The organism is Luteimonas huabeiensis HB2 (genome assembly GCF_000559025.1).
GTDB classification, from domain to species: domain Bacteria; phylum Pseudomonadota; class Gammaproteobacteria; order Xanthomonadales; family Xanthomonadaceae; genus Luteimonas; species Luteimonas huabeiensis.
The window spans coordinates 1-18679 of the sequence record NZ_JAAN01000041.1 but is presented as its reverse complement, the minus strand read 5'-3'; the positions used below and the strand labels follow the sequence as shown (position 1 = coordinate 18679).

Genomic DNA, 18679 nt, shown 5'->3' with positions numbered 1-18679 from the left:
GAAGGTTCCGATCACCATGTCCAAGCGTAGAGTTCGTCCGTTACCGGCCGCCATCGGGATGGCGCTGGCGTTGGCCTCGGCAAGCGCGGCCGCGCAGACCGCCGCGGCGCCGGCCGAGGGCGAAGCGCCCCCGGCCCGCCGCCAGACCCCCGCCCAGCTCGACACCGTGGTGGTCACCGCCAACCCGGGCAGCGGCCTGCGCCGCAAGGTCGAGACCAGCTACGCGATCTCCACCGTGGACCAGGACCGGCTGCAGATGCAGGCGCCCAGCAGCGTGACCGACGCGCTGCGCATGGTGCCCGGCTTCTGGGTGGAAGGCTCGGCCGGCGAGGCCAGCGGCAACGTGCGCACCCGCGGCATCCCCACCGACGGCTATTCCTCGGTCGGCCTGCAGGAAGACGGCATCACCCTTCAGCACGACGCCGGCCTGGGCTGGCTCAACGCCGACCAGTCCTTCCGCATGGACGAGACCATCGAGCGGGTGGAAGTGGTGCGCGGCGGCCCGTCGTCGATCTTCGCCTCCAACTCGCCCGGCGCGCTGATCAACTTCATCACCCGCAAGGGCAGCGAGGTTCCCGAAGGCGCGATGAAGCTGCAGGCCTCCGACTACGGCATGCAGCGCGTGGACGCCTGGTACGGCGGCATGGCCGGCGACTGGCGGCTGATGGCCGGCGGCTTCTTCCGCAGCAGCCCCGGCCAGCGCGATCCGGGCTGGGACGCCGACCGCGGCGGCCAGCTGCGCTTCACCGCGCTGCGCGAGTTCGACGACGGCAGCGAGTTCGAGTTCGGCATCCGCCACATGGACGACCACGTCGGCTTCACCCCGCCGTTCCCGCTCACCCTGGACGCCAGCGGCGACGTCGCCGGCGTGCCCGGCTTCGACCCGCACGAGGGCGTGGCGGTGGGCCCGGAGACCCGGCGGGTGCGCCTGCAGCGCAACGGCCAGCCCTACGACATCGACATGGAGGAGGGCACCCACGTGCGCCTGACCCAGCTCACCGGCCGCTACGAGCGCGACCTGGGCGGCTGGCGGCTGCGCAACATCGCCCGCTACCGCGACTCGGACACCCTGCGCAACGGCTTCTTCCCCTACGCGGTGCAGAGCGCCGACGAGGTGCTGGCGCTGGCCGGCGGCGGCCCCGGCCTGGACCTGCGCTACGCCGACGGCACGATCTTCGACCCGGTCGCGCAGAACGGCACCGGCCTGACCATGGTCAACCTGGCGCGCAGCTTCCAGGTGCCCGAATCGGAGTTCGTCAACGACCTGCGCCTGACCCGCGGCTTCGACACCGCCAGCGGCCGCCACGACCTCACCTTCGGCGCCTACTACGCGCACGTCAACGAGGAGTTCAACAGCTACTCCGGCCTGGTGGCCACCGAACTGCGCGACCACGCGCGCCTGCTCGACATCTACCTGACCGGCGCCGACGGCAGCCTGACCAAGCTCACCGAAGGCGGCGTGCTGCAATCGGGCACCGAATGGGTGGACGGCATCGGCACCTCGGACACCTGGGCCGTGTACGCGGCCGACGAGTGGACGATCAACCCGCAGTGGCGCCTGGATGCCGGCCTGCGCTACGAGCGCATCGCCATCGACGGCACCGGCGACCGCCAGACCGACACCCCGCTCGGTTTCGACCGCCGCTTCGACGACCTGGCCTGGACCGCCGGCGCCAACTGGCAGTTCCAGCGCAACATGGGCCTGTTCGCGCGCTACACCTCGACCTTCCGGCTGCCCTCGCTCGGCGATTTCATCGGCAACCCGGACAACGAACCGGTGACCCAGGAAATGCGCATGGCCGAACTGGGCTTCAAGAGCGCCGGGCGCTGGGGTGAGTTCTACGCCACGCTGTTCCGCAGCGAATACGACAGCTACGCCGTCGGCGATGCCTACCAGGACCCGGACAGCGGCCGCATCGTCAGCCGCGTGGTCTACGGCGACACCCGCACCAACGGCCTGGAGCTGGAAGGCATCGTGCGTCCCGCGGCCTGGTTCGACCTGCGCGCCACCGCCACCCTGCAGGACGCCGAGTTCGGCCGCTTCGCCTACAACGAGAACGTCGGCGGCGAACTGGTCCAGCGCGACTACAGCGGCAACCGCCTGCTGCGCGTGCCCGAGACCAGCTACCGGCTCACCCCTGGCTTCAACTTCATGCAGGGCCGCCTGCGCGTCGAACTGGACGTCGAGCGCTACGGCGACCGCTACGCGGACGTGGCCAACCAGCAGCGGCTGCCGGCCTACACCGTGCTCAACGCCAACCTGGTCTTCGACATCAACGACCGCATGACCCTGAACCTGCACGGCGGCAACCTCACCGACGAACTCGGCCTGACCCAGGGCAACCCGCGGCAGAGCCAGATCGACGCACCCGAGGCCGCCGACCAGGTGTTCATCGCCCGCCCGATCCAGCCGCGCAACTGGCGCGCGGCGCTGACCTGGCGCTTCTGAGCGGAGACCCGAGCATGCGAACCCTTCTGCATGGCGCGCTGATGCTGGCGGCGTTCGCCTGCTCGGCGCCGGCCGCGGCGGCGTGCGACCTCGACGCCGCCGATGCCGCCGCCGCCGGCCCCGGCTGCCACGAGGCGTGGATGGACCGCCACCTGCGCCTCAACGACCTCCTCGCCGTGGGCACCCACAACAGCTACAAGCAGGCGATCCCGGCGGCCGAGTACGCGCTGATCGCCGCCCACGACCCGGGCACCGCGCAGGCGCTGGACTACGCGCACAAATCGATCGAGGCCCAGCTCGACTTCGGCGCCCGCCAACTGGAGATCGACGTCGTCCACGACCCCGAGGGCGGCCGCCATGCCGACCCGCTGCTGGCCCGCGCCACCGGCACCGCGCCCGACCCGGCCTGGGGCGCGGCCATGCGCCGGCCGGGCTTCAAGGTCATGCACGTGCCCGACATCGACTGGCGCAGCGACTGCGTGCTGCTGTCCGACTGCCTGCGCCGGATCGGCGACTGGTCGCGGCGCCACCCGCGCCACGCGCCGATCCTGATCCTCATCAACGCCAAGGATGCCGGCGACGTGCCCGGCGGCACCCCGCTGCTGAAGTTCGACGCCGCCGCCTTCGACGCGCTCGACGCGGCCTTCCGCGCCGGCCTGCCCGAAGGCGCGATCATCACCCCGGACGAAGTGCAGGGCGAGCACGCCACCCTGCGCGAGGCGGTGCGCGCCGGCGCCTGGCCCACGCTGGGCCAGGCGCGCGGGCGCTTCGTGATCGCGCTGGACGAAAGCCCGGAGAAGGTGGCGCTGTACCGCGGCAGCCGCCGCGCGCTGGAAGGCCGGGCGATGTTCGTCAACATCGACGAGGCGTCGCCCGCCGCCGGCTACATCACCCTCAACAACATCGAGCGCGACGGCGAGCGCATCGCCCGCGCGGTGGATGCCGGCCTGCTGGTGCGCAGCCGCGCCGACGACAACACCTGGCAGGCGCGGCGCAACGACACCGCCTGGCGCGAGCGCACCCTGGCCTCCGGCGCGCAGTGGGTCTCCACCGACTACCTGTGGCCGGATGCCCGCTTCCCCGGCGGCTTCCGCGTGCACCTGCCGGGCCTGGCCGCCGCCGTGTGCAACCCGCGCCGCGCCGCCGCGCGCTGCGCCGGGCTGCCGGTGGAAACCGTGGAACCCGAAGCCCGCGCGCGCGCCGACCGCGCCCCGTTCGATGCACCGGCGCCGCGCGCCGAAGCCGAAGGAAACACGCCATGACGCCCGTTCCGCCCCGCATCGCCGCCGCGCCGAAGCGCACGGCCCCGCTCAAGGCGCTGGCTCTGGCCGCGCTGCTGGCCCTGCCGCTGGCGGCGCCCGCCGCCGACGCGCTGCCGCGCATCGCCGATCCCGCCGCCGAGGTCAACATCTTCCTGGGCACCGACTGGTACGGCCGCGTATTCGTCGGCGCCACCGAGCCCTTCGGCACCGTCAAGCTCGGCCCGGACATGGTCGGCTTCGACGGCGTGCCGTCGAAATCCGGCTACCTCAGCGCCGGGCGCATCCTCGGCTTCAGCCACCTGCACGTCAGCGGTACCGCCGGCAAGTACGGCAACGTGCAGGTCATGGCCAGCACCGGCGAACGCTTCGACCCGGACGACCTGGCCAGCGCCCGCGACCGCGAGACCGCCTCGCCCGGCTACTACGCCGCCCACCTGACCCGCCCCGGCGTCACCGCCGAACTCACCGCCACCCGCCGCGTGGGCCTGCACCGCTACCGCTTCGACCGCAGCGGCCCGGCGCACCTGAGCGTCAAGCTCGACCACATCTTGGTGCGCGGCACCGGCGCCGAATCCCAGCGCTTCCTCGGCGGCACCCTGGAACGGCTGTCGCCGACCGAGATCGCCGGCGTGGGCCGCTACATCGGCGGCTGGAACCAGGGCGGCGAATACCGGGTGTACTTCCACCTGGTCAGCGACACCCCCGCGCAGGCGCAGACCCTGTGGCGCGGCGACGAGCGCCTGGCCGACGCTGCCGCCACCCTGGACGGCGACCGCCCCTTCGGCGCCGCCCTGCACTACGACGCGCAGGCCGGGCAGGCGGTGCAGCTCAAGATCGGCATCTCCTTCGTCAGCGCCGAGCAGGCGCGCCGCAACGTGGAGGAGGAAGCGCCCGGCTGGGACTTCGACGCCGTGCACGCCGCCACCCGTGCCGCCTGGAACGACCAGCTCGCCCGCGTGCAGGTGAGCCCCGGCGACACCCCGCGCCGCCGCCAGCTCTACACCGGCATCTACCACAGCATGCTGATGCCCTCCGACCGCACCGGCGAGAACCCCAAGTGGACCTCCGCCGAGCCCGACTACGACGACTACTACGCCATCTGGGACACCTTCCGCACCGTTGGCCCGCTGCTGACCCTGATCGCCCCCGAACGCCAGCGCGCCATGCTGCGCTCGCTGGTGGACATCTATCGCCACACCGGCTGGATGCCCGACGCGCGCAGCGGCAACGACAACGGCCGCACCCAGGGCGGCAGCAACAGCGACGTCATGGTGGCCGACGCCTTCGCCAAGGGCCTGGACGGCATCGACTACGCCACCGCGCTGCAGGCCATGCGCAAGAACGCCGAAGTGCAGCCGGACAATCCGCGCCAGCACGGCCGCGACGGCGTGGACGCCTGGCACCGCCTGGGCTACCTGCCGGCCGACATCGAACGCGCCGGCTCGCGCACCGTGGAATACGCCTACAACGACTTCGCCATCGCCCAGCTCGCCTGCGGCCTGGGCCAGCGCGAAGTGGCGCGCGAAGCGCTCGCCCGCGCCGGCAACTGGCGCAACCTGTGGGACCCGGACCTGGACGTGGAAGGCGTGCGCGGCTTCATCCGCCCCCGCAACGCCGATGGCAGTTGGGGCGCGCCGGACCTCACCAAGCGCGGCAGTTGGACCAGCTTCTTCTACGAAGGCGACCTGCGCACCTACTCCCTGTACGCCCCGCACGACGTCGCCGGCCTGATGGCGCTTTCCGGCGGCCCCGAGGCCTTCGTGCGCCGGCTCGACTGGATGTTCGACCGCTTCCACTTCGACATGACCAACGAACCGGGCTTCCTCATCCCCGTGCTCTACCACTGGGCCGGGCGCCCGGAGCGCAGCATCGACCGCGTGTTCGAATACCTGGACAAATGGTTCCAGGACGCCCGCGGCGGCCTGCCCGCCAATGACGACTCCGGCGCCATGTCCAGTTGGCTGGTGTTCCACCAACTCGGCCTGTACCCCGTGGCCGGGAAGGACGTGTACCTGATCGGCCGGCCCAGCTACGCCCGCAGTGAACTCGACCTCGGCGGCGGCCGCACCCTGCGCATCGTCGCCCACAACCACGACAGCGAAGGCCTCAACCGCTACGTGCAATCCGCCACCCTCGACGGCGCCCCCCTCGACACCGCCTGGTTCCGCCACCGCGACATCGCCGACGGCGCCACCCTGGAACTGGTGATGGGCCCCGAGCCTTCCGACTGGGGCCGCGCCACCCCGCCGCCTTCGTTGTCGGACCCGGGGTTCGCGCTCTGCGGCGGGCAATAGGCAGGTCCCGGGATCGCGCACGGCCAACGTGGCCTTGGCCGCGCGCGAGGCGCTTGGCGTGCGCGTGTTGTGATCGTGGATGCCTAGGACGAGAGCGCCGCTCGCTTTTACGCCGGCTATGGTTTCCGGGGTATCGGACCGGGTGCGCTGACGCTCTATCTTCCGGTGTCAGGCGGCCTGAGCGGCTATTCCAGGCAACGCCCTGACATGGGGGCGTTGCACTTGGAAGTTGAGTCTAAGCTGCCAGCGTGTCGGCCGCGGTGCAGTAGTCCCTCCGGCACAACACCACGAAGCGGGTCTTGCGTTCGACCATGACGTCCCCGCGGAGCGGTTGTGGGTGCCCTTGATGAGACCGCCCTCCCAGTGTCCGGGCAGCAGCCGGTTCTGGATGTGCTCGGGCCGGTGCTAGAACCGCAATTCATCGGGCACGTAGATGCGTGATGCCGTCGTAGTGCGCGGGCGCCCGCGCGAGGGCTTGCCCTGTCGCGGGACCTCGATCAGCGCCTGCTCGAGGCCGCCGCGAGGATAGGCATAGATGCTGGCGTCGATCGTCTCGGGACTGACCCAGGCAGCGGCGCTCGGAGGCAGGCATGCCGCGCCGCTTGGCCGCAATCTGCTGCGGCGACCAGCGTTTGAAGACCAAGCGATCGTGGACGTACTGGTAGAGCGGGCCGTCCCCGGCCAATAGCAGGGGACGCCGACTCCGTGCACGGCGTTCGCGATAGCCGGCGGCGGCCCGCGTGGCGTCGTAGGGATCGGCGCCGGCCCGTCGCAGCTCGCGAGCGAGCGTGGAGGGCGAACGCCCCAGGCGCCGGGCGATGGCCCGCACAGGCTGCTGCCGTTCTGGCGTTCGATCATGATCGCGGCGCGTTCTTCCGCGCTCAGATGGTGGTAGCGTCTGGACATGGCAACGACTCCATATCGGGCGTTGCACTTGTGGAGATTGAGTCTAAGGAGGGCAGCTACTGGTCGTTTAACTTTTTGCGCGAAGCGCGCTCTGGTCATTAAAGGGCTATTCTTCTGCATGAAGATAGTTTTGACGTGGAATTGAAATTTAAATCAAGGGAGTGAGAGATGACGGTTGCAGTTTCACTTATTAACATGAAAGGCGGCGTCGGGAAGACTACGCTTACTTTTAATCTTGCTTGGTACTGCGCATGGCAGGCCAACCTCAGGGTTTTGGCTGTAGATCTGGATCCGCAATCAAATTTGAGCCAATATTTCATGGGGGCCGAGAAATATTTAGAGTATTTAAATGAGGATAGGGCGACTGTAGTGGACATATTTGAGCAGTTCTCTGCTCCGAAGTCCTCCAGGCATGCGCCGGCTTTGCTCGATCCCAAAAAAGTAATTTATAACCTTCGAAGGTGGCGCGATGGTAGTTTGTTGGATTTGGTTCCATCTAGGCTTGAGCTGGCTTGGACCCTAAAAAATCCTACCGAAAAGGCGCATCTTCTTCCCCAGTTTCTTGCTAAAGTAGGCCCGAGCTACGATCTCATTATCATAGATTGCGCGCCCACGGAATCCATCCTTACGGCGGCGGCCTATAGATCTAGTAGGTATGTGGTGGTGCCAGTCAGGCCTGAATTTCTCGCAACCATCGGGCTTCCATTGCTTGCAAGATCGTTGGAAGAATTTAGGCTTATGCATCAAGATCAGGCGCTTGATATGGCTGGAATCATATTTAATGATCTACGGCGCTCCAACACTCCTCCCGAACAGAAGCGATCTCGCCTTGCTGTCAGTACGCTGGCTGCGGAGTTTGGATGGCCGGTATTCGATGTCGCCGCACATCATTCGGAATCCTATCCCGCTGGGTCAAGGCAGGGAACTCCCATCTTCATGACCGATTATGCGAGAGATTATGTTAAAGATGAGTTTTCCGCTGTCGGCGAAAATTTTCTCGCTAGCATAGGTGTGAAATGAATAAATCAGTTAGCTCTGTCGCACTACGCGTCGCGCAGATAATAGTTGATTTCTCAGAGGGGGAGATTCGTGAGGCCGTTTCGCTGCTGCGCGCTCATGGTCATGGGTCCGAGTTGCTTGCCTATTTGGCCTCTGATTTTTCCGCGAATGTGGTTCACAAGACCCGTAGAGTGGGAACAAAGAAATCGCGCGCTTCTTCGGTAAAGCCTATAAATAATATTACATCTCGAGCGGTTCTTAGACTAAAAGAAGCAGACCCAGAGAAATTTCAGGTTCTTTCTGAGTTTGATTCGTTGATAAGGAATGGGCAGGTCTTAGCTACTCATGAGTCAATGCGTAGATTTGGGGAGCGTTTGAGTAAAAACTTCGAGCCTGGAAAATCTCGAAAAGAGACGATTGGCGCCCTGATGGCGATAGTGGCTGACCTTCCAGTCGTCGAGATCGAGAAATTGATCGAATATGCTGTTTCGCTCGGGGTATCCGGGGAGACTGAGGGTTACCAGAGGCTCGCGCGGTTTTTGATTGATGGAGGGCGGCGGGCTAAGCTATTGTGAGGAAGGAGTTTTCGGCTTTGCTGCTTTCGCCTGGTATGAGGTGATTGGGTTCTTCATCAGGCTGCCCAGAGATGTTTGCTTCTATGAAGCTGGCGGTTTAACTCTGACTAAAGGCGAAGATGTTGAATCCTGTGAAATTCGCCTTAACGCTCAGGGATTTACCGCCACAGCACGACCACCTCTAGTGTTGCCTGTGTGCGCTGTATTTGAAGATGTCCGGTAGCCTACGCCGGTGCGACATTATGTGCGCCGCACCCCTTGACATGTCATGTTCCCCATCGCAGACTTGGCCGCAAGGAGCGTCGAAACTCCTCACACAGCGGTTCCCACCTCCGTCAAACCGGTGGGTTTTTTGTGCCCGTATGTTCATGGGCGCGAACCGATGCGATTGCCTGCGTCGGGAGGGCGGCTAATACAACACCCGCAAGGGGAATACGCCCGCCGGCTGTGTGCGGTTTCGAACCTCCCGACTTCCTATCCGCCGTGCGTGGCGGGTGGGCCACTTCAACGGAGTGAGGAGGTTGTGATGTCGCATCGTGAATCGAACGATCCTGGGCGGTACGCCTTGCCGGAAGACAGCCGGCTGCGGTTGCAGCAGTTGCACGGCCATATCGCGTTGCTTTGCCGGTTGGCGCGCCCGCATGCGTGGGGCGGGACGCCGGAGGGCGCGCCCGAAATCCGCATGGACGAGCTGGCCGCGTGCCTTTCGCTGTGGGCGGAGCAGGCGGGCCGGGTGCTGGACGACCTGGCCCGGCGCCCGAACGTGGCGCGGGCCGCCACTACCGGCGATGGCGATGGGGCCGCCGCCGTGCCCGGCAGCGGTGCCGCCGGCGATGGCCAGCACGTGGCCACGTCGTTCGCCACCGGCGAGCGCCGGGGCGATGCCGCTACGGCGGAGGCGGCCCATGCCGGGGGCGCGCCGTTCGTCTTCGGTGTCACCTTGGATCAGGTGGATGCGCTCGCCCGGCGGGTGCAGACGATCGCGGCGCATGGCGATGTCGTCGCCTCCGCGCAGGAGGCTGACTTGGCCGATGCCACGCTGCCGGTGCTGGGGCAGGCGATCGTGGAGGCCGCGGAGGCGGTGCGCGCGATCCTGGACGCGGTGGAGCGCAACCGGATCGGGGGCGGCGACCGGCCGCGCGGCGGTGTCCGCGAGGATCGATCGGCATATGGCGCCGTGCTGCCGAGTGCGGCCATGCGCAAGCGGCGGCGTACGCGTGCGCGTCGCCGGCCGGCCATGCGGCGGCACGCGTTTCGCTTCGGGAGCGTGTCATGAGCCGCCCGCAGCGGGCGGGCCGGGCGTCCCCGCCGGCGTCCGAACCCGAGTCGCGCCCCAGCCGCGAGCGCCGCGATTGGGCGCCGTTGCAATCGCCGGATACGTCGTCCCACAGCTTCATGCCGTATCCCCCGAGCGAGGAAGCGCGCCAACGGCTGGCCAGCTTTCCGCGCTTCCGCACGCCGGCACGTTGCAAGATGGGCTACCACTACTACGACGAGTGGCAGGGCGACCAGATCGTGGGCTGCCCGGTGCCGGCGCTGCGGCTCTATGGCCGCTGGCTGGAGGAACACGGCTTCAAGGTCGGCGACGACCTGCAGGTCTCGGTGGGGCAGGGTGTGTTGCTGATCAGCCGCCGGCGCAAAACCGCCTGATCGGGTCACTGTGCAGGTGCGGGTTTCGGGGCGGCCGATTCCGGCCGTCCCGGCTCCCGGTACGTCTGTGCCGGTAGGCGCACAAACGAATCCCTCGGCCAAGGCTGTGCCATTGCGAACGGCGCGAGCGGCTCAGCGCCTTCTGGCGGAGCTTCGGCCATGGCGTTTGCGCAGTGTCCGCCGGTTGGATGACGCGGTACTGCGCCGCGCGTCCGGGTTCGCCAAGACGGTTCGTTCGTCGAAGGTTCCCACCCCGGCAACGGGATTCACTCGTCTGATTCGCCCTGCACGTTGCCCACCCAGTCCTTTTGTCCGTCCTCTCTCAAGGCGCTGGCATCGAAGCCGTCCGCCATCTTCAAGGCGCGGGTCTGGATGGTCCCGGCCTGGCGCAGGCGCTCGCAGTATTTGTATAGCGTGCTGGCGTCTTCGGTCAGGATGAAGCCGATGTTTTCGTGGCTTGCCTGTGCGAGCAGCTTCACGTCGTCGCGAACGATCATGCGCGCGTCGCCGTCGTCGCGCGTGCCCAGGGCGTTCCACAGCTCGGCGGCCTTCTGCCCGTGCGAGACGTTGAAATTGAGGATGCGGAAGTTGCGCAGCGGAAGTGCGGCGACCGGTTGCTTGATCCCGAACTCGGCGGCCACGATGGCCGAGAGATACATCGGCACGTCGTTCTGCAGCATGTGGCGGTAGAACTGCTTGGCAGTCTCGTAGTGCGGGCGGCGGGCGTTGATCAGGGTGATCAGGAAACTGGTGTCCAGCAGCGCCGACGGACTCATCCTTTGCCGCTCCGCAGGTTTTCCAGCCACCCTTCGGGCGTGTCCGCCCAGGCCTGGGTGCCTGCCCGCACCAGCTTGTCGAATTCGGCCTCGTCCCACGTGGGCCTGTGCTCCTCGAAGCCGAGCAGATTCAGGTTGCGCAAGGCGCCGGTCTTCAGGTTCTCTTCTGCGCTAACGTGGAGCAGGGCCTGCTTGTACAGGCGGTTTTCCTTCTCTTCGGCCAACAGCTTCTGGGTCGCAGCGATCTTCACGGCACGGCCGCTGCCGAGGTCCAGATGGACGTTCGGGCTGGTCTTGCCGCCCAGGTCCACGACCACGCCCCGCAGGTACTTTTCCACCGGCACCCACGCCGCCTCGACCTGGTTGCGGAAGTCGCTCTCGGAATCCACCCGCACGGCGAACCTGCCTCCGGTGTCGGCCAACTGGTAGCTGCGGTGCGGGTTCTTGCGGGCGGCCTTCTGCCAACGTTCAAGCACCTCGGCTCGCTTGGGATCGAGCAGGCCCAGCGCGGCGGGGTTTTCCAGCTGCGCCATGTCGCGCCACAGCCCGCTGGCGGCCAGCAGGCCGGTGACGACGATCGCCAGGGAGCCCTCTTCGATGGAGACCATCACCTGGTTGCTGTCGATCTCCCTGTTCGAGCCGCGAAGAAACTCCTCCACGTCCTCCTGGAACTGGCCAAGAAGCGCCAGCGGGACGTGCTTCGGCCCGACCTCGGCATCCTGGATGCGGTCGCTCAGGGCAAAGCGGAGGGCGTCGGCGGTCTGCATGAGCCGGATTCTAATGCCTGGACAGATGCAGGGGCTGCGACGGAGCTTCCGCTACGACCCACCCCGCAGCAACAACTGCGTCATCAGCGCGCGCAGCGCGGGGGGGCGCACGGGTTTGGGCAGGAAGCGCCAGCCGTGGCGGTGCGCGGCGGCCTGGGCGGCTTCGCCGCGGTCGGCGGTCAGCAGGACGACCGGTGGTGCGGTGCCCCAGATCGCGACCAACTGCTGCATCAGGTCCGGGCCGGTGATGTCGCCGAGGTGCAGGTCCAGCAGCACCAGGTCGGGGGCGTGGCCGGGTTGCGCGGCGGCGAGGGCGGCGTCGGCGCCGCCGGCCAGGGGGACGCGGCAGCCCCAGCGTTCCAGCATGAGGCGGGCGGCTTCGCAGCTGCGGGCGTCGTCGTCCACGCACCAGATGGTGTGGCCGTGCAGCAGGGAGCCTTCGGCGGCCGTGGGGACGGGGGGCGGTTGGGCGGGGGCGGGCGCTTGCGCGCGGGGGACTTCGACCCAGAACACGCTGCCGCGGCCGGGCTGCGAGCGCAGGCCGATGCGGTGGCCGAGCAGGCGGCCGATGCGCTCGACGATCGCCAGCCCCAGGCCGGCGCCGCGGCCGTGTTCGCCGCCGTCGTGCAGGCGGCGGAATTCCTCGAAGATCTCGCGCTGGCGGTTGCGGGGGATGCCGGGGCCGGTGTCCCAGACTTCGATGCGCACGTGGTCGCCGCTGCGGCGGCAGCCCAGCAGCACGCGGCCTTGGGCGGTGTAGCGCACCGCGTTGGAGAGCAGGTTCTGCAGGATGCGGCGCAGCAGCGCTTCGTCGCTGCGCACCGCCAGCCGGGTGGGCACGTGGTCCAGGCGCAGGCCTTCGGCGCGGGCGGCCAGGCCGAATTCGCGCGCCAGGGTCTCCAGCAGCGGGCCCAGCGCGAACTCGCGCACGTCCACCTGCAGGGTGCCGGCTTCCAGCCGCGAGATGTCGAGCAGGCTGGCGAGGATGGCGTCCTGCGCGGTCAGGGCGGCATCGACGTGGTCGGCCAGTTCGCGCTTGTCGGCCTCGCGCAGGCGGCCGCGCAGGGCGGAGAGGAACATGCGCGCGGCGTTGAGGGGCTGCAGCAGGTCGTGCACGGCGGCGGCGACGAAGCGGGTCTTGTAGCGGTTGGCTTCCACCGCTTCGCGCCGGGCCTGTTCCAGGTCGGCGGTGCGGCGCGCGATGCGCTTTTCCAGCGAGTCGGCCAGCGAGCGCAGCTCGCGCGCGGTGTTCTTGTAGCCGGTGATGTCGGCGTAGCTGGTGACGAAGCCGCCGTCGGGCAGCGGGTTGCCGCGGATCTCCAGCACGGTGCCGTCGTACTTCTCGCTCTCGCGCATGTGCGGCTTGCCGCTGCGCAGGTGGCCGAGCCGGCGCTGGATGGCCTCTTCCACGGGGCCGGGGCCGAGCAGGCCGCGGCGGGCGTTGTAGCGGAACACGTCCTCGATCGGGCGGCCCACGCGGACCAGGTCGGGCGGGAAGCGGAACAGTTCGATGTAGCGCCGGTTCCAGGCCACGATGCGCAGGTCGGCGTCGATGATGACCACGCCCTGCGGCAGGTGCTCCAGTTGCCGGCTGAGGCCGGTATCGGCCTGCTGGGCGGCCTCGACCAGGCCGTCGCGGGCGGTGCGCAGTTCGTGGGCGTGCTGTTCCACCAGCGCTTCGAGTTCCGCGCGGTTGCGCCGGCGCAAGGCGCCCAGGCGCCACCGCTGCTGGGCGAACAGCAGTACGAACACCAGTGCCAGCCAGGAGGCGCCGGCGATGCCGGCCCACTGCCGCGCGGCCGCGGCCACCGGGGCGGCGTCGCGCAGCAGGTGCAGGGTCCAGTCGGTGTCGGCCACGGCGGCGCGCTGCCACAGCCAGCGCCCGGGCATGGCCGGGTCGTCGATGCGCACCAGCGTGCCGTGCGCGCCGGACTCGCGCAGTATGCGCAGGGCCGCGGGCCGCAGCGGCTGCGCGCCGTACTGGCGGGTCGCGGCCAGTTCGGCGCGCGCGGCGGGGTCGAGCGGCGCCAGCAGCCGGTAGCGCCAGTCGGGCCGGCTGGCCAGGAACACGACGCCGCGGGTGTCGGTGGCCAGGATCGCCTCGCCTTCGCGCGCCCATTCGCGCTCCACCGCGGACAGCTCGATCTTGATCACCACCACGCCGAGGTTGCGCCCGGCATCGTCGCGGATCGCCTCGGACAGGAAGTAGCCCGGCACGCGGGTGGTCACGCCGATGCCGTAGAAGCGGCCGCGGCCTTCGCGCAGGGCCTGCTGCACGTAGGGCCGGAAGCCGTAGCGCTCGCCGACGTTGCTTTCCGGCAGCGCCCAGTTGCTGGCGGCCACCGCCATCCCGGCGGCGTCGACCAGGGTGAGGGTGGAGGCGCGGGCGGTGCGGTTGGCCTGTTCCAGGCGCAGGTTGAGGCGCTGGCGCGCGGCGGCGTCGAGCGGTGCGCTCACGCTGGCGCGCAGGTCCGGGTCCAGGGCCAGCAATTGCGGCAGCGCGCGGTAGCGCTCGATGCGCTGGTTCAGCGCCTGCGCGTGCAGGTGCAGCTGCTGGGCGGCCTCCGCCGAGGCGTTCTGCAGCGCGGCCTGCGCGCCGAGGTGGTAGCCCAGCGCCGACACCAGCGCCAGCCCGCCGCCGGCGAGCAGCAGGAGCCAGGACAGCCGGCGCAGGCGGGGACCGGGGCGCATCGGGCGACAGTGTAGGGCCCGATGCGCGCGCGCCCCCGCCGGGCGGCCTAACACCAATGGGTTATCGGCGCCGGCGGCCGCTTGCCGTACAACACGCCGGCCCGCACTCGGCGCCCGTCGCCGCGCGAACCGGAATGCCGTCGATGCACCCCATGCCCGCTCCCGCCACCGTACCGCCCCGGCGCCTGCCCTGGTACCGCCAGCTCTACGTGCAGGTGCTGGCCGCGATCATGCTGGGGGCGTTGCTCGGCCACTTCGAGCCGGCCTTCGCCGAGCAGCTCAAGCCGCTGGGCGATGCCTTCATCAAGCTGGTCAAGATGATCATCGCGCCGGTGATCTTCCTGACCATCGTCACTGGCGTCGCCGGCATGAGCCACCTGGGCGCGATCGGCCGGGTGTTCGGCAAGGCGATGGCCTACTTCCTGTGCTTCTCCACCCTGGCGCTGGTGGTGGGCATGCTGGTCGCGCACATCGTGCAGCCGGGCGCGGGCATGAACATCGACCCGGCCGAACTCGATGCCGGCGCGGTCAGCGACTACACGCAGAAGGCCCACGAGCTGACGATGACGGGCTTCCTGCTCGACATCATCCCCGACACGCTGGTCTCGGCCTTCGTGTCCGGCAACATCCTGCAGGTGCTGCTGGTGGCGGTGCTGTTCGGCGTTTCGCTGGCGATGGTGGGCGAGCGCGGGCGGCCGGTGCTGGCCTTCTGCGAGGCGCTGACGGTGCCGGTGTTCAAGCTGGTGCACGTGCTGATGAAGGCCGCGCCGATCGGCGCCTTCGGCGCGATCGCCTTCACCATCGGCCGCTACGGGGTGGAATCGCTGGTTAACCTGGCCTGGCTGATCGGCACGTTCTACGTCAGCGCGCTGCTGTTCGTGCTGGTCATCCTGGGCGCGGTGTGCCGGTTGTGCGGCTTCTCGGTGCTCAAGCTCGCGCGCTACCTGAAGGCCGAGCTGCTGCTGGTGCTGGGCACCTCGTCCTCGGAATCGGCGCTGCCCTCGCTGATGGAGAAGATGGAGCAGGCCGGCTGCCGCAAGTCGGTGGTGGGCCTGGTGGTGCCGACCGGCTACTCGTTCAATCTGGACGGCACCAACCTGTACATGACCCTGGCCGCGCTGTTCATCGCCCAGGCGACCAACATCGAGCTGAGCCTGGGCCAGCAGATCACGCTGCTGCTGGTGGCGATGCTGAGCTCCAAGGGCGCGGCGGGCGTGACCGGCGCGGGCTTCATCACCCTGGCCGCCACGCTGTCGGTGGTGCCGACGGTGCCGGTGGCGGGCATGGCGCTGATCCTGGGCGTGGACCGCTTCATGAGCGAGTGCCGCTCGCTGACCAATTTCATGGGCAATGCCGTGGCCACCGTGGTGGTCTCGCGCTGGGAGGATGCGCTCGACCGCGATGCGCTGGCGCGGGCGCTGGACGGCGATCCGCGGCCGGTCGCCGCCGCGCCGGACCCGGCCGCCGGGCCCGGCGACCCGGCGCGCCTCGCGCAGGACTGAATGCCGTACCGCTAATCCCGGGGAGGGAGATCGTGCAACCGAACGCTATCGAATTCCGGCCGCCCGCCGTGGCCGGCCGCCGTACGCCGTCCTGCGCGGGCCTTGCGCCGGCGCCGCTCGGGCCCGCGCGCCGGGTGCGCGGCCGGGCAAGCCCGGGCGCGAACGCTGCGAGCCCCAGGCGGGCAACCGGCCGCTGGGGCTGGCTGCTCGCCTGCCTGCTGGGCGCCGCCCCCGCGATGGCGCACGACGCCGGCGTGCGGACGTTGCCGCTGTGGCCGCAGGGCCACTTGCCGGAGGTGGTGCAGGGGCCGGAGCGGATCGGCGACGAAGGCAGCGCGATGGGCGCGGTGACGCGCGTCTCGCAGCCGCGGATGGAGATCCACCGCCCCGCCGTGCCCAATGGCAGCGCCGTGCTGATTCTGGGCGGCGGCGGCTACTTCCGGATCCAGGTCGGCACCGCGGCGCGGCCGATGGCGCAATGGCTGGCTTCGATCGGCGTGACCAGCGCGGTGCTGTACTACCGGCTGCCGGCCGACGGCTGGCCGGCCTCGGCGCCGTTCGCCGACGGCCAGCGCGCGATGCGCCTGCTGCGCGCGCACGCCGCCGAGCTCGGGATCGACCCGGACCGGATCGGGGTGATGGGCGCGTCCGCCGGCGCCCATCTGGCCGGCATCCTGTCCACCCGCTTCGACCACGATTTCTATCCCGCGCTGGATGCGGCCGACGCGCTGCCCTCGCGGCCGGCGTTCCTGGCCATGATCTACCCGGTGGTCACGCTGAAGCCGCCCTACGACACCACCCGCACCCGGCGCGAGCTGGGGACCCAGGCCGATGCGGTGGCGGCGTATTCGGTGGAAGCGCACGTGCGGCCCGACATGCCGCCGGTGTTCCTGGCGCACGCGGCCGACGACCCGATCGCCGATGTCGGCCACAGCCTGCTGATGTTCCAGGCCGCGCGCGCGCAGAACGTGCCCGCGGAGCTGCACGTGTTCGAGCGCGGCGGGCACAGCTGGGGCCTGGGCCGCCCGGGCAGCCGGGTTGCGCAATGGCCGCGCCTGTTCGCGACCTGGGCGCGCGCGCACGGCTTCATCGGCGCGCCGCCGGCCGCGCTGCAGCCGCTGACCGGGCCGGGCCCGGCACCGATCGGGCCGGCGCCCGCGACGGCCGACGACCACCCGCTGGAGGCCGAGGGCGACTGAGCGCCCCGTCCGCCTTCCCCATCTCCCGGAGACTCCCGATGCACGACAAGCATTCCCGCGCGCTGGCCGCCCTGCTGGGCCTGGCCGCGCTGCCCGCCTTCGCCGCCGATGGCGCCAGCGAGACCGAACTGCGCGAACTGGTCCGGCAGCAGGCCGAGCAGCTCCGCCTGCAGTCGGCGCAACTGCAGGCCCTGAGCCGGCGGCTGGAGGCGCTGGAGGGCGGCGCGGCCGCAGGGCCGGCGGCCGCGCCCGATCCCGTGCGGGCGCAGGTGGACGCCGCCATCGCCGAGACCCGCCAGGACGACCTGGCGATCCTGCAGGCCCAGGTCGCCCAGCTCGCCGCCGGCGGCGGCAGCGGCGGCGGCAACACCAGCTGGCGCCGCGGCGGCCCGGAGCTGCGCAACGGCGATCGCAGCTTCACCTTCCATCCGCGCGGGCGGGTGGTGGCGGATTTCTCGACCACCCGCGGCTCGGCGTTCGACGACCGCAACATCGGCGGCACCGAGATGCGCCAGGTCCGCCTGGGCGCGGAAGGGCGGATCGGCGCGCTGGGCTACAAGGTCGATGCGGAGTTCGCCGACAACGACGTCAGCATCAAGGACGCCTACCTGTCCTGGGACACCCGGCTGGGCGCGCTGCCGGCCGAGTTCTACGTCGGCAACAAGCTCAAGGACCGCAGCATCGATGGCGCCACCACGCTCACCCGCACGCCGTTCATGGAGCGCAACGCGGTGGCCTCGGTCGGCGCGCCCGACAGCGGCTACTTCGGGCTCGGCGCGCAGATGAAGCTGATCGGGCAGAACTGGCACTACAGCCTGGGCCTGACCGGCGACGACATCGGCAACAGCGGCACCGAGAGCGATTCGATGACCTGGATCACCCGCGCGCACTGGAACCCGGTCAAGCGCCCGGCCGGCTTCCTGCACCTGGGCGGCTGGTACGTCTACGAGGATTTCGGCCGCGACGTGGAGCGGATCAACAAAGTCCCGCGCATCGCGTCGAACTTCAACGACAACGTCCGCGTTTCCGCCAGCGCCATCGCCGACGTGACCCGCGAGCGCATCTGGGGCGCGGAGCTGGGCGGCACCTGGCGCAGCTTCTGGGCCTTCGGCGAGTACGCCGAGCGCACCATCGCCTCGGCGAGCGCGGACGATTTCGCGCAGAAGGCCAGCTCGTTCTACGCCGGCTGGCTGATCACCGGCGAGAAGCCCGGCTTCAGCGCCCGCTCCGGCGTCTGGGGCACCACCCGCGTGGCGCGCCCGGTCACCGACGGCGGCATCGGCGCCTGGGAGCTGGCCGCGCGCTTCGACCGCTACGACTTCACCGACGCCGCCCGCGGCGGCGAGGGCGACGCCTGGACGCTGGGCGTCAACTGGTACCTCAACGACTGGTCGCGGCTGATGCTCAACTACGTGCGCTGGAGTACGGACAACCAGGTCGGCGACTACCGGGGCCACGACACCGGCGACACCGTCAACGTGCGCGCGCAGGTGGTGTTCTAGGGGCGAATCGGCATTCGACCCGCAAGGTCGAAACGGTCTCTTCTCCCGCAAGCAGGGGCATGCAGTCCCTTCTCCCGCGAGCGGGGGCATGTCGTCCCTTCTCCCGC

The 18679-nt window shown here is 69.4% G+C and carries 14 protein-coding genes; 11 read left to right on the top strand and 3 right to left on the bottom strand.

The annotated features are described in order from the left end of the window. Positions 1–16: 16 nt before the first annotated feature. The 8 genes from Z164_RS0116190 to Z164_RS0116170 all read left to right on the top strand — a co-directional run bounded on the left by Z164_RS0116190 (position 17) and on the right by Z164_RS0116170 (position 10135). Complete coding sequence (locus Z164_RS0116190) at positions 17–2449, top strand: TonB-dependent receptor (protein ID WP_043690514.1); 2433 nt, start codon at positions 17–19, stop codon at positions 2447–2449. Between the two features lie 14 nt (positions 2450–2463). Beyond that, on the top strand, positions 2464–3711 hold the full coding sequence (locus tag Z164_RS0116185) for a Ca2+-dependent phosphoinositide-specific phospholipase C (RefSeq protein WP_236621821.1): 1248 nt from the start codon (positions 2464–2466) through the stop codon (positions 3709–3711). After that, positions 3708–6005, top strand: coding sequence for a GH92 family glycosyl hydrolase (locus Z164_RS0116180; protein WP_024891721.1), 2298 nt, complete (start codon positions 3708–3710; stop codon positions 6003–6005). Before Z164_RS0116185 ends, Z164_RS0116180 begins: the two co-directional genes overlap by 4 nt. Positions 6006–6540: 535 nt before the next feature. Beyond that, the gene (locus tag Z164_RS23425; RefSeq protein ID WP_236621820.1) at positions 6541–6693 is read left to right on the top strand and encodes a hypothetical protein; all 153 of its coding nucleotides are present in this window, start codon (positions 6541–6543) and stop codon (positions 6691–6693) included. Positions 6694–7079: 386 nt separating this feature from the next. Then, complete coding sequence (locus Z164_RS22100; RefSeq protein WP_081770224.1) at positions 7080–7931, top strand: ParA family protein; 852 nt, start codon at positions 7080–7082, stop codon at positions 7929–7931. Next, complete coding sequence (locus Z164_RS22610) at positions 7928–8485, top strand: hypothetical protein (RefSeq protein ID WP_152540977.1); 558 nt, start codon at positions 7928–7930, stop codon at positions 8483–8485. The genes Z164_RS22100 and Z164_RS22610 overlap by 4 nt, the downstream gene beginning before the upstream one ends. A 526-nt stretch (positions 8486–9011) precedes the next feature. After that, positions 9012–9761 (top strand): XAC0095 family protein, encoded by a 750-nt coding sequence (locus Z164_RS23420; protein ID WP_236621819.1) that lies wholly within the window; start codon positions 9012–9014, stop codon positions 9759–9761. Positions 9762–9880: 119 nt separating this feature from the next. Further along, complete coding sequence (locus tag Z164_RS0116170) at positions 9881–10135, top strand: SymE family type I addiction module toxin (RefSeq protein ID WP_236621818.1); 255 nt, start codon at positions 9881–9883, stop codon at positions 10133–10135. A gap of 266 nt (positions 10136–10401) precedes the next feature. Here the strand turns inward: Z164_RS0116170 and Z164_RS0116165 are convergent, their stop codons facing one another. Genes Z164_RS0116165 through Z164_RS0116155 form a run of 3 tightly spaced genes read right to left on the bottom strand, consistent with a single transcriptional unit; the run spans position 10402 to position 14369 of the window. Beyond that, a complete protein-coding gene (locus Z164_RS0116165; RefSeq protein ID WP_024891718.1) occupies positions 10402–10911 on the bottom strand; it encodes a type II toxin-antitoxin system VapC family toxin in 510 nt (169 codons plus the stop codon). Continuing rightward, positions 10908–11678 (bottom strand): hypothetical protein, encoded by a 771-nt coding sequence (locus Z164_RS0116160; RefSeq protein ID WP_024891717.1) that lies wholly within the window; start codon positions 11676–11678, stop codon positions 10908–10910. Before Z164_RS0116160 ends, Z164_RS0116165 begins: the two co-directional genes overlap by 4 nt. Before the next feature lie 51 nt (positions 11679–11729). Beyond that, entirely contained in the window at positions 11730–14369 is a 2640-nt protein-coding gene (locus tag Z164_RS0116155; RefSeq protein WP_024891716.1) for a hybrid sensor histidine kinase/response regulator, read from the bottom strand. A 143-nt stretch (positions 14370–14512) separates the two neighbouring features. Here Z164_RS0116155 and Z164_RS0116150 point away from each other — a divergent pair, with 143 nt between their 5' ends. From Z164_RS0116150 to Z164_RS0116140, 3 genes are all read left to right on the top strand, one after another. Further along, the gene (locus Z164_RS0116150; protein WP_024891715.1) at positions 14513–15871 is read left to right on the top strand and encodes a dicarboxylate/amino acid:cation symporter; all 1359 of its coding nucleotides are present in this window, start codon (positions 14513–14515) and stop codon (positions 15869–15871) included. 236 nt (positions 15872–16107) lie between these two features. After that, positions 16108–17070, top strand: a complete 963-nt coding sequence (locus Z164_RS0116145; RefSeq protein WP_024891714.1) for an alpha/beta hydrolase — start codon at positions 16108–16110, stop codon at positions 17068–17070. A gap of 38 nt (positions 17071–17108) precedes the next feature. Continuing rightward, complete coding sequence (locus tag Z164_RS0116140; RefSeq protein WP_024891713.1) at positions 17109–18572, top strand: OprO/OprP family phosphate-selective porin; 1464 nt, start codon at positions 17109–17111, stop codon at positions 18570–18572. Positions 18573–18679 lie beyond the last annotated feature (107 nt).